The sequence below is a fragment of the Cylindrospermopsis curvispora GIHE-G1 genome (genome assembly GCF_014489415.1).
Classification (GTDB): domain Bacteria; phylum Cyanobacteriota; class Cyanobacteriia; order Cyanobacteriales; family Nostocaceae; genus Raphidiopsis; species Raphidiopsis curvispora_A.
This window is the reverse complement of the sequence record NZ_CP060822.1, coordinates 2,822,546-2,835,212: the sequence shown is the minus strand read 5'-3', so window position 1 is coordinate 2,835,212 and position 12,667 is coordinate 2,822,546. Positions and strand designations below refer to the sequence as shown.

Annotated in this window: 10 protein-coding genes; 5 read left to right on the top strand and 5 right to left on the bottom strand. The window is 37.6% G+C overall.

Annotated elements, in window-relative coordinates; translation table 11 throughout:
* Window positions 1-438: 438 nt before the first annotated feature.
* The 5 genes from IAR63_RS12570 to IAR63_RS12550 form a co-directional block, all read right to left on the bottom strand.
* Window positions 439-897, bottom strand: coding sequence for a Panacea domain-containing protein (locus tag IAR63_RS12570; protein WP_057178464.1), 459 nt, complete (start codon window positions 895-897; stop codon window positions 439-441).
* A gap of 248 nt (window positions 898-1,145) precedes the next feature.
* On the bottom strand, window positions 1,146-1,292 hold the full coding sequence (locus IAR63_RS12565; protein WP_161489525.1) for a hypothetical protein: 147 nt from the start codon (window positions 1,290-1,292) through the stop codon (window positions 1,146-1,148).
* Window positions 1,293-1,617: 325 nt separating this feature from the next.
* Window positions 1,618-2,325 (bottom strand): DevA family ABC transporter ATP-binding protein, encoded by a 708-nt coding sequence (locus IAR63_RS12560; protein ID WP_072149132.1) that lies wholly within the window; start codon window positions 2,323-2,325, stop codon window positions 1,618-1,620.
* A gap of 57 nt (window positions 2,326-2,382) precedes the next feature.
* The gene (devC, locus tag IAR63_RS12555; protein ID WP_187705507.1) at window positions 2,383-3,564 is read right to left on the bottom strand and encodes an ABC transporter permease DevC; all 1,182 of its coding nucleotides are present in this window, start codon (window positions 3,562-3,564) and stop codon (window positions 2,383-2,385) included.
* Complete coding sequence (locus IAR63_RS12550; RefSeq protein WP_187705506.1) at window positions 3,561-4,859, bottom strand: ABC exporter membrane fusion protein; 1,299 nt, start codon at window positions 4,857-4,859, stop codon at window positions 3,561-3,563. The genes devC and IAR63_RS12550 overlap by 4 nt, the downstream gene beginning before the upstream one ends.
* Window positions 4,860-4,958: 99 nt before the next feature.
* Here IAR63_RS12550 and IAR63_RS12545 point away from each other — a divergent pair, with 99 nt between their 5' ends.
* The 5 genes from IAR63_RS12545 to IAR63_RS12525 all read left to right on the top strand — a co-directional run bounded on the left by IAR63_RS12545 (window position 4,959) and on the right by IAR63_RS12525 (window position 12,639).
* Window positions 4,959-6,200, top strand: coding sequence for an NAD(P)/FAD-dependent oxidoreductase (locus tag IAR63_RS12545; RefSeq protein ID WP_187705505.1), 1,242 nt, complete (start codon window positions 4,959-4,961; stop codon window positions 6,198-6,200).
* 176 nt (window positions 6,201-6,376) lie between these two features.
* Window positions 6,377-7,630 (top strand): AAA family ATPase, encoded by a 1,254-nt coding sequence (locus tag IAR63_RS12540; protein WP_057178468.1) that lies wholly within the window; start codon window positions 6,377-6,379, stop codon window positions 7,628-7,630.
* A 51-nt stretch (window positions 7,631-7,681) separates the two neighbouring features.
* On the top strand, window positions 7,682-7,930 hold the full coding sequence (locus tag IAR63_RS12535) for a hypothetical protein (protein ID WP_187705504.1): 249 nt from the start codon (window positions 7,682-7,684) through the stop codon (window positions 7,928-7,930).
* A gap of 683 nt (window positions 7,931-8,613) precedes the next feature.
* Window positions 8,614-11,667 carry a helicase-related protein gene (locus IAR63_RS12530; RefSeq protein ID WP_057178471.1) on the top strand — a complete coding sequence of 1,018 codons (3,054 nt, stop codon included), beginning with the start codon at window positions 8,614-8,616 and terminating at the stop codon, window positions 11,665-11,667.
* 327 nt (window positions 11,668-11,994) lie between these two features.
* On the top strand, window positions 11,995-12,639 hold the full coding sequence (locus IAR63_RS12525; RefSeq protein WP_187705503.1) for an HAD-IA family hydrolase: 645 nt from the start codon (window positions 11,995-11,997) through the stop codon (window positions 12,637-12,639).
* Window positions 12,640-12,667 lie beyond the last annotated feature (28 nt).

Sequence of the window (12,667 nt, the reverse complement as noted above, 5' to 3'; positions counted from 1 at the left end):
CGATCGCCCAGTGTAATCTACCGTCGGTAAAGTAGATGGTCTGGATCTAGCCACACAATGTAAAAGATTTCTTCAATAAAGAAGCCGTGCACCCTGCCATGTTCATTGGAACAAATAGAAAATTGATAAGGTGTATCCACTATCTGTTCTTCTCCAGGGATACCAAAGCCCGATTCAGTTGTATCCTCCCAAGTAATTGGATGGCAGCGTAACGCTTTACTACGGTTGCTGATAAGTTCCTGAGCCGTCCAACTAGAAATATCTCTAAGTCTTTCAAGAAGACCAAGCAAGTAATCGGAGTTCCTACCCACAACTGAAAAATCCCTGTGGTCACTCTGAAAGTACTTGTATGAGAAGCTTATTCCTTTTGACCAATTCTCTGTGACAGTGGGCTTTATTTTAGAAGGAGACTGATTTTGAAGTTCAGTCTTCTTAATCTTATTCTTCTTCGGCACGTACTTTGTAATACTCCCTGATAGATTCCTTGGTAATAATTTCATTACAGGGAGCATCCATAGGTAGGGAACCCCTTGCTCTTGCTTCAATCCAAGGGGTTTCTTGGTGGGTCATGCGTTCTAATTCGTAAGCATCGCACTGGAAGTACACTTCCACAACCTCATCCAAAAAACTTCTGATATTTTCAGGCAAGTTAGGCTCCTCTACTTCTTGTTGGATGGGACGCCATCCAAAACCCTTATATTGCTGATACAGCACAGGAATGACCGGCCCATGAACCCAGGCCTCAAATTCTTCTTCAAACAGAGCAGTATCGTAGAGCGCTAAATGCCAGGCCTGAGCATAGTAAACCAGCTTTTGTAATTTGAGGTTGCTAATATATGAACCAGTTTCGTTTGCCAGGTGAATGAAATAACGTGCTACATCAAAACAAGTAAGCATGTTTTTCCCCCTTTAAACCAGGACAAGAACCAAGAATTCCCCACACTTAACATAGGGTAATCATAACAATAGGTGCATCAAAAGTCAAGTTAAATTTAGAATTGCTGACGATCACCACTCTTTGTTTTTGTCGATAGCTTCTGCAGTGTACACATAGGTGTTATCTTTTGGTTAATTCCCAACAAGAGGCATCTCTAACGCTTATTTTAGCATACCAGTCAGCTACTTTTGTATTGGGGTGTCTCACCTTAAAAAGTAGTATTGGTAACGCTTTGGCTATTTCCGGAGATGTCTAATCGCTTTAATGGTTCCCTGCGATCGCATTCTGGAACTACCACGATGCCAACTACAGTAGTGTCATTAACATTGCCAGTAAAATTCCTAGTCTGTGCCATAATTTGATTACCTCTAAAAGGGGTGTAAGGTGATCCGGATTTCTTGGAGGAAGGCCTCGATCACCTTACCTTTAAATATAAAACTACTTGACTAAATATGCAAGAAGTTTATTGAAAATAAATTAATAAAGCTTGTAAATCTTTTAGACTTGTCAAGCATAAATAGATTTGTTGGGTAATAATCCAGAATATTCCTGAAAGGCTTTTCCGACAAGGATTTCGGGAATTATACCGTGAAATCCCTCAAAGATGGACTCCATAAGGATTTCTGGTATTTTAATCACTATTTCCCAACAGGTCTAGTACACAACCTCCATTTCTTCCTTCAACCACCTGCACTCAAATGACCATCCTCCATATAAATAATCCGATCAGCTATATCTAAAATCCGATGGTCATGGGTAACCAGTAAAATCGTTGAATTGTGTTCCTTCGCTAATTTCTGCATCAACTCCACCACATCCCTACCCGATTGTTTATCTAATGCAGCAGTTGGTTCATCCGCTAACACAATTTTAGGATCGCTCACTAATGCACGGGCGATCGCCACTCTTTGTTTTTGTCCCCCCGATAGGTTATCTGGATAATAATTAACTCTGTCTCCTAAACCAACCGCTTCTAAAATTTGACGGGAACGGATCATCATTTCCGAAGCGGGAATTCTAGGATGAACTTCTAAACCCATTCTTACGTTTTGCACTGCTGTTAAACTACCATGCAACCCATGGGACTGGAAAATATAACCATTACTTATTCTAGATTGGGTCAATTGTTTCAAACTAGCTTTACTCAAATCCTTACCTAAAACTTTCAAACTTCCAGACTGTACAGAGCGTAAACCTCCCACCAGGGTTAACAGGGTGGTTTTTCCCGAACCTGAAGGACCAGTCATAATCACTATCTCCCCCGCATTAATCGTCAGGTTAATATTGAATAATATTTGCTTTTTCAGGTATCCTGATCCAAAATAATAGTCCAGATTCTGGATATCAATTACTGGTAGTCCCATTGATACTAATTCAGAATTTTTCATGTTATTTTCATGTTATTTAATATGTGCCAACATCTAGTTTTTAAAAACCATGATCAATCAAAACATATCCGCCGGATCTGCTGATTGTAGTTTCCCAGTTGCTGTAGCTCCAGAAATCATACACATAATCAACGTCAAGGTCAAAACAAATATAGCTCTAGACAGGGTCATATATATGGGCAAATTAGTGGCATTTTTTGCCATTTGGTATAATCCCATAGGGATGATAAATCCGGGTACAAATCCCAGAGTAGCTAAAATAATTGCTTCTTCAAAAATTACTCCTAATAAATACATGTTATTATATCCCATAGCTTTAAAGGTGGCATATTCTTTTAGATGGGAATTCACATCAGTTGATAGAACTTGATATACAATTATAACTCCTACCATAAATCCCATGGCTACCCCCAAACTGAAAATAAACCCAATAGGACTTTCTTTCTTCCAATAGGCTTCCTCAAATTTGATATATTCTGGAAAAGTCAAAACCTTTACGTCTTCATTTTTCTGTAGGCGAGATTTCACTGCTGCTGCTACCTGAGAAATTTCATACCCTGGTTCTACACTAATTAATCCCAAATTGACACTTCCTGCTTGTCTTCTAGGAAAGATTCGTAAAAAGTTCTCATCACTGGAAACTAATATTCCATCTGCACCAAAAGAAGCTCCTAATTTAAACAATCCACCTACATGAATTGTCCTCTTTTCTATTTCTGTACTGACAATTTTCCCTTGATCTATTTTGGCAAACATTTGTTTGTATTCTCCCCTAGCACCACGATCAAATAAAAAGTAATCAGGTAGTTTAATCGTATCCAATTGATTTTTAATGGCCGGTACATTTAATAATGATTGTTCAGGACTAAATCCCAGGGCCTGTACAGAGGTTTTTCGTTGGGTTTGGGGATTTTTCCATGCTACTAAACCCACATACATTGCCCTGGCGGATTTTACACCAGGCACATCCTCCGCTTGTAATAGTCTCCTGCGGGAAAAGGTGGACATATTTTGCATGTTTTTACTCTGGGGACTAATTAAAACAATGTCCCCAATCATTGCCCGGTTTAATCTAGTATTGCTATCATATAGGGCATTTTGAAACCCTAACTGCATGAACATTAATACATCAGCAAAAGCTATACCAGATATGGCAACTAATAATCGACCTCTATGATGACTCAGTTGTAACCATCCCAAGGGTGTGCGTCTTTGTATTTCTTCAATCAGTCCTCTCATAGATGAATTACTGCCTTAATTTGTAAATTGGTCAGTTTTTGGGCTTTCTGACTAGATAAATGATCTAGTTTAATGTAAACTTCCACAACTCTTGCATCAATATTTTCACTAGGATCAGAATTAATCACGTTTTGTCTTTTCACTTCCCAGCCAATTCTCTCTACTGATCCCTGCAATTCTCCCTCAAGAGAACTACTAGATATTTTCACCTGCTGCTGAGGAAGGATTTTACTAATGTCACTCTGGTAGACTTCCGCTACTGCGTACATCTGACTAGTTTCGCCAATTTCTACTATCCCCTCATTCCCCACTAGCTCTCCAGCGCGGGTATGGATCTCAAATACTACTCCCTTTTGAGGAGATTTAATATAGGCTTGATCCAAATTGACCTTTGCTTGCTGTGCTGCTGCTTTGGCACGATTTAGTTCTGCCCTCGCTGCTGCTATATCTATAGGACGTACTTCCGCAATTTTATTCAAAATAGCTTTGGCTGAGATAATTTGCTCCCCACCTGTAGAACGGATTCGATTTAGAGCAGTTTTTGCCTCTTCAATTTGCTTTCTGCTAGTATTATCTATACGTTGTAGGTTTGCTGTTGCTTCCCTCAACTGTTGGGTAATAGTGTCAACGCTTAGGGTTTTACTATCTAACAACGACTGAGAAATTGCTCCATCCTTATATAGTTGTTGGTATCTTTCTAGTTCCACTTGGGCATTTTTTAGTTGCACTTGTAGTCTATTGATTGTTGCTCTTTGTACTGCCGTTTCACCTTGCCATTGAGCTTCTAGTCTTAATACTACTGTTTCCTGTCCACGTTCATCCCCTACTCTTTGTGCTTCTATTCTGCCAATTTCCGCTTTTTGGGCATTCAGTTCTCCAATTTTTGCCCCCTGTTGTACTTTTTCTACGTTAATCTGGGCTATTTTTATCGCTGCTTCTGCTTCTTCGTATGCTGCTTGTAATCGAGGTTTGTTGTCTAAAATTGCTATTATTTGTCCAACCTTTACCATATCTCCCTCTTTTACCAACAGTCTCTCAACCCTACTTCCCTGAGTTAAGGTGGATGCAGAAAGTTTAATCACTTTTCCTCTCGGTTCAAGTCTTCCTAAAGCAGTGACAGTATGAATTGGTGGTATGGTACTTTCACTCGTTGGTGTTTGATTAGCTTTAGAATGTTGGGTTAGCAAAATCTTGTACAGCTGCAACCCACCAACTCCCATAATTATGGCAGTTCCTAGGATAACTAATGATCTTAGCACTTGTGGATTTGGCTTAGACTCTAGATCACCTACCATAGCTTTTACCTCGAATTTACTTGCCACCCATTCCCAAAATTGAAGATTGTTCTTTCAACTCGTTATCATATTAATATCTTTTGGCTCACTTTTAAGACTATGAATCAAATACTTACAGAAATATCTACACAAGTACATATACAAACACCTAAAACAATCTGTATCCTAGGTGGCGGTTTTGGCGGACTTTACACCGCTTTACGTTTAAGCCAGCTAGATTGGGGAAATACAGAAAAGCCAGAAATCGTTTTAATAGATCAAGGCGATCGCTTTATTTTTTCACCCCTATTGTATGAACTACTGACCAATGAACTGCAAACCTGGGAGATAGCACCCTCATATCAGGAGATATTAGAAAATACCGGAGTACATTTCCATCAAGCCAAGGTTAGTGAAGTTGACACGGATAATCAACAAGTGAAATTATGTGATGGAAAAACATTGCAATATGACAGGTTAGTGTTGGCATTGGGGAGTGAAACCAATTTGGATCTGGTTCCTGGTGTTGTCAGTTACGCCTACCCATTTCGTACTCTTGCTGATGTTCATAGGTTAGAAGAAAGACTGAGAGTTTTGACGGCTACGGACCCGGAAAAAATTCGTGTAGCCATAGTGGGTGCAGGTTACAGCGGAGTAGAATTGGCTTGTAAACTCGCAGATAGACTGGGAGAAAAAGGTAGATTGCGCTTGATAGAAACTGGGGATCAAATTCTGCGCACTTCTTCGGAATTTAATCGCCAACAGGCTAAAAAAGCATTAGAACAGAAAAGTGTATTTATAGACTTAGAAACCAAAGTGGTATCTATAGGGGAAAATACTATCTCCTTAGAGTACAAAAATCAAATAGATGAAATTCCCGTAGATTTAGTCATTTGGACTGTGGGAACGAGAATTTCTTCTCTGGTGCAAAATCTTCCCCTAGCACATAACCAAAGGGGACAAATAACCTGCACTCCCACCCTACAAGTTATAGAGCATCCAGAAATTTTTGCCCTGGGAGACTTGGCAGACTGTAAGGACATAGAAGAACAACAACTACCTGGTACTGCTCAGGTAGCTTTTCAGCAAGCAGATTATGCAGCATGGAATATTTGGGCATCTTTAACCGATCGCCCCCTACTTCCCTTCCGCTATCAAGCATTAGGGGAAGTTATGGCTTTGGGGGTAGATAATGCTACTCTTACAGCTTTAGGGATTACATTAGATGGTTATTTAGGTTATCTTGTGCGGCGCTTAGTCTATTTGTATAGATTACCGACTTTAGAACATCAGTTAAAGGTGGGTTTTAGTTGGTTACTGACTCCAATTATTAAAACGCTTTCCCAGGGGTCCAGGGAATGAATTCCCTAGCGGAAAGTTTAAGTTGGTTTTAAAACAACTAGTTTAGCCATGGGTTGGGTTTAGTTCCTCAACCCAAGAGGGATTTTTCAATGATTTCGCATGCTAGTTCATCCCGCAAATATGCAACACCAACGGAAACTTCACCATATCCAAGACTTATTAAAAAGGAGTAATCTATGGCTCAAATAAAAGTTCAAAACTTCGGACCTATTAAATCAGGACTTGTGGAAAATGATGGCTTGGTGGATATTCGTAAAATTACTGTTTTTATTGGTAATCAAGGGACAGGAAAAAGTAGTATTGCAAAATTGATTTCCATGTTTAGTTGGCTGGAAAAACAATTATACCGAGGTAGTTTAGACGAGAAAGATGTAATATCTCGCAACCGACTTGTGAATATATATTGTAACTATAACAACTTAAAGAAATACTTTAGATCTGGAACTGAAATAGAATATCGCGGTAGTGCTTATACAATGACTTATGCTGATAGTAAGTTAACTATTAATCGCAGTGATAATACTCCTAGGAAATATGTGTTACCTAAAATTATGTATATTCCAGCGGAGAGGAATTTTTTCAGTGTAATCAAGAAAGCGGAAAAAGTAAAAGGTTTACCTCTCATGCTGCTTGACTTTTTCAAAGAATTGGAAAGGTCTCAACAGGAGTTATCAGAAACTTTAGACTTGCCAGTAGGAAATGTGAAGCTGGAGTTTGATCAAACTAGTCAAAATTTAATTCTTAGAGGCGATAACTATAAATTGAATATTTCTGAGGCTTCTAGTGGTTTTCAATCCTTGGTTCCAGCGTTTTTAGTCTCTAGGAATATCGCCTTGTCTATTAATCAAAATCAAGGTTCTTCTCAAAGCGAACTAAGTGCAGAAGAACAAAAAAGACTCACTACTGAAATACAAGCAATTATCAATGATGAAAATTTGTCTAAAGAAGTTAAAAAAGCTGCTTTAGAGTTATTATCTTCCAAGTATAGAAATGAATGTTTTCTTAATATTGTGGAAGAACTTGAACAAAATTTATTTCCTACATCACAAAGAGATATATTGTATAAGTTATTGGAATTCGTCAATATTACAGCTGGTAACACACTAATTATGACCACTCATAGTCCTTACATTATTGACTATCTTACCTTAGCAATTAAAGCACAGCAAATTTTACAAACTTTTGATAATTTACCGAAGGGAGAGTTTTTAAAAACTAAACTCAAAAATATTGTTCCTTTGAATTCTTCCATATTTCCAGAAGATTCAATTGTATATGAGCTAACAGATAGTGGAGAAATTAGAAAACTTTCTACCTATGAAGGACTACCTTCCGATGAAAATTATTTGAATAGTTGTTTAGCAGAAACCAATCGATTTTTCAGTGATTTATTAGAAATTGAGGAAGAAATACTATCATCAGTAGTGTAGAGAATTGTGAATATTTAATTTTTGTAAGGAGTATTATATAATTTCATGGAGGTGGAATTGAAAGAAAGAAAACCTAGTGGTAGAAACTATAGAAACTTGATCAAGAAGGCAGAAATACAACTAAAAAGTACAATTAGCGTGTTTATAGAGAATAAAAATTCAGAAAAATTTGTGACAAAAAGGGCATATATAGCAAATGCAAAAAAGCCAGAATTTCACCAGTCTCACAAAGAAAGAATGCAAAGATTTAAGGATGATACAGGTTTCATATTAAAAATTGAAAATAAGATCATAATCTAAAATTATAATCACAGATAACCTGAGTTTTTCCACCCACTCATCAGATAATCCATAAACTAATACTTCACATATTAATGGTAAACTCAGCTCCAATAACCGATTTAATAATTCAAGTGATCGCATACTATTTACTACTTTTAGCACTAATTTAAGCTTAGATATTAGATCAAATTTGGAAACTATAGTAAATAAGTGGAATTAAATATAAGATGAAGGTAGGTTGGGTTGAAGCATGAAACCCAACACACCCATGGGTTATGCTACCCCTAACCCATCCTACAAATAATTGTGCCTCTCTACTTACCACAAAGCGAAATAGATCGAATAGAAGTTATCAACTTAGATAAATGGGTCGATAACTTTTGGAGAGAGCAGAATATAGATAAAAAAATTATTTTTTTGGATTCGGATACAAAACATTTATGGGAACAAGCCTATCAGTTACTTTCCGTTCCGATAGGAATAGAATTTTTTGACACTCCCCAGCCCTAAAGAGATGGGAGTTCTTCATTCATAGACTCAGCTTACCCTGACAAGACTGCTCCAATCATGATTGATATTCAGCGAGCAACGCTTTAAGACCAAATATCTATCTAAAGATAGATGCGGGAAAAAATTAGGATTAATTAAAGTAATTTTGTTTACATTTAGACTTAGATTGTAACAAAATTAAGAACCTAATTATGCCTTATCAGTTATTTGAGATTCCTTCTCTCAAAGGTCATCATGCAGATGTAGTCTATGCAGATCCTGAAAACTCTAATGCACCCGCTTACTCTCATTACGCATTTACCATAGGCGCTAGTGCTAATGCTAATGAGCTAATGGATCGGCGTGGTATTTGGTTTAGCCAACTTCGCCCATGGGAAGATCTATTCCACAAATTTCCCTATGTCAGAGAAATGCTTGAGCAAAAAAAAGCATATTTCCCCGGTGGGAGTGTGCTTAATAATAGCAAAGATTTAAATCCTACATTCCGTATTAATACAGTCATGCGACTTGGTGCATTAGAAATCCTTGGTAACATTTTTTCGGGTCGAATTACTGTTAGTAACAAAGATCCTTTTCCTCACCAATTGGCATTACAACAGTATATGAAGACCCATCAGTTGAGAGTAAAGCGCGTACTAATTGCGGATGAGGTTGGACTGGGAAAGACTATTGAAGTTGGTCTAATACTAAGAGATTTGCTCATTGCTCAACGTCAAATTCACTGTCTTTATCTTACAAAAGGCGGGCTTTTAGATGATGTCAAGCAAAAGCTTGAATCCCTCATTCCTGGGATGGATAATCAAAGTATTATTGAAGTTGAAAACCGGTTTGTGGAATATGGTAAACGGAGAACTGATGGGATTCACATTGCCAGTATGGATGCTGCAAGACGCTATGTGGAAAAATCTGATAAAAAAAATTTACCACCAGGAATAAAACCTAAAATTATAATTATTGATGAAGCACATCATTGCGCAAGTGAAGACCGATTGACCAACCCACAGTTCATAGGACGAAAACGAACAACAAAAGCCTATCAAGCCGCTTATCAAATGATAACTGGAGAGTTCTGGAATAATTCTAATCCTCCTGAACTGGTAATTTTAATGAGTGCTACACCTTTTAGTTCTGAAAATCAATTTATTAATCTATTACGTCTTCTCACTCATCGAACCTCAGTAATTGAGAATTCATACTCAGATGATATCTATCAGCAAAAACTTGTTAACCTTTTAGCTAGCGATCAATCACCTATCGCATTAATTTGGCGACAACAAGATACCGTTCGTAATTGGAATAATGAGAAGATGTTTCCCACATTGACTATTGAACGCCCAAATCTTAGGGTCAGTGATGAATATCTACAGTTAATTAAAAAGATTCGGAGAAAAGTTCAAGAGATTCGCAAGAATCACAATCAAAGGTTTAGTGGATTTTCAGTTAGACAATTGGAAACAAGACTCACTAGTAGCACAATTAGTGGTGCAATTTGGCTGTTTAGATGGTGTATTAAACATACAAAATGGGACAACCAAACTGTCTATAAACAAGACAAATCAGATAGTACAGAAAATCTTCGTAAGCTTATTAAAGCGATTTCTCAAAAGCTTGCTGTCTACAATGAAAGCATAAAATCTGAACACGTAGATGTTTCCTTCCCCAGTGATAATAATTTTACTTTTCAAGCCAGAGCAATAGCACAACCAAATAATACCATACCTGAGATTTATAATTTTAGCAAGCATCTTCACGAAGACGAAGAAGAAGATAGCACCTTCATAGCTGACAATGGTGAAATTTTAGAATTAACACAACTTGCGCTAGAACTTTTAAGTTTTACTAATGGTCAACCCGGAGTAGAAAATGCTAAACTGGATTGGCTTAAAGAGATGCTTAATAGGGATCCCGAATCAAAATTTCTAATTTTTACTGAAAGCCTACAAACTTGTGAAATTATCATTAAGGCTCTTCCAGGATATAGTGGAAAACTAACTGGTGATATGAGCCTTTCTCAAAGAGAGGATACTGTTGCAAGGTTACGCGGTTTAGGTGAAAGAGGTTCAAATATAAGAGTATTAGTGGCAACTTCAGCTGCGGATGAAGGCTTTGATTTTCAAACGGCGAACCGCGTCATTCATTGGGATTTAACTCCAAACCCAGCAGTGCTAATGCAACGGAATGGTCGAGTTGCACGACTAGGACAAATTTCAGATGTGATTGCTTATTACCTAATTATTGCTGATACCCATGAGGAAAAGAGAGAACGAGCTCTTGTTGATCGCTTTACACAAATGGGCATTCAAGATGAAAGAATGCGGCTCAAGATTCTGGGTTTACTCAGCTCGGAAGATGAAGAGAAAATCTTTAAAGATATCGAAGAAAATAAGGTCTCACTAATTGACGATATTTTAAAGAAAGCTGAATCTGCTCATAATGACATGGAAAAACAACTAAAAGAGGTTCAAACAGAAGTGAAACGACAATGGGTAATTAGCAGGAAAGAACTAGAAACCCGCCTGGAAAAATGGATGGAATTAGGTTTATGCTCCATTGACCACAAGTATAATTTAAATTTTAGCACTAAGAAATGGAATCGTCCCGTATTTGAAAACGAAGGTACGGTAATAAAAACGACCGAAACTAAGATTGCTACCATTCTCAACAAAAAATTCACCTTCGATCCAGAATTTAACCTGTTTGGACAGGAAAAAGAAAATATCAAGCTCGCTGGTCTTTGCCCATGGGTCAAAAAAGAAGATGGGAGTGAACATATACCTCTTCATGATTTAGATCCAATAGGATGTCTTGCACGTTCTCTATCCAGAAAGGTTCAAGCTGATTTCACAACAATCTCAGCTAAAAGATTTTATGGGTGTTTTCCCGATTTACAAAGTCAAAACATTCAGTACGTTCTATTTGTCACTCATCCCTTGCGTGAGTTAGAAAATAATATGACGTCAAACTCTTATTCCTATCTGACGTTCTACACTTTCAACAGTGATCTATCTCATCCTTTAAAGGAAGAAGGTGCAACAGGAGAAGAAGTTTATAACTTAATTTCGCTGTTAGAAGATGATGCGATTACAATAGCTTCTACAGCACTCCAGGAAGATATCCTTGATATGGCAAAAGAAGCGGGAGAGAAAATAAGTATGTGGTTAAAAAAATCAGCAAAATTACCTAGTTTGACGGAAAAAAATTACTTTCTACCAATTCCAATTGCTCTTGTTTCTATTATCCCCTAAGCGCGAATGAGGATGAATAGGAGTACAAATACTGTATTATAAAGGCTAAATAGATACATTTTTCTTAGCTGTAGAGACTTGTTTGGCTGTTAAGCAATTCTTGAAGTCGTTCATGAAACAGCTAAGGGATTGTTAACCAATTAGTTTTAAGTGGGTGTAAATATAAAATGAACGTAGGTTGGGCTGAAGTATGAAACCCATCCTACAAATAATTGTGCCTCCTTACTTATGATTAAATGTTGATGTTAAGTTTCGTATTAAACTCAACCTACTGTGATGAGGTGATTATAATTATGAAATTGACTGATTTCATCCAGCTTCAACCTCATGGAAAACCCAAAAGTGATTTTTTTAGATGCGGTAGGTACAATCTTCGGTGTCAAGGGTAGTGTGGGTGAGGTTTATAGCCAAATTGCTGCAGAATTTGGTGTCACGGTGACCCCGGAAATTTTAAATCGGGAGTTTCACAAAAGTTTTGCAGCTGCACCACCTCCCATATTCCTCAATTGTGATGTGGAAGTTATACCTGACAAGGAATTTAACTGGTGGTACGATGTTGTTTCAAACACGTTTCAGGGTGCGGGAGTACGGGGGAAATTTGGGAATTTTTCTGATTTTTTCGGTCAACTCTATATTCATTTCGGTACTGCTGAACCATGGTTTGTCTATCCTGACGTTCCCCTGGCGTTGGCCAATTGGTCAAGGTTGGGGATAGAATTGGGAGTGGTTTCTAATTTTGACTCTCGCATATACCCGGTTTTACAAAGTCTAGGTCTTAGGGACTATTTTAAGTCTATTACTGTTTCTACCCAGGCTCTTGCAGCTAAACCGGATCCAAAAATTTTTCATATAGCTTTGAAAAGTCACAATTGTATACCACAATCAGCTTGGCACATTGGTGATAGTATTACTGATGATTATCATGGCGCGAGAAAGGCTGGGTTAAGAGGTATTTGGATTAATAGGCATTGAACTTATAATAAATGTAAAAAAGTAAGTT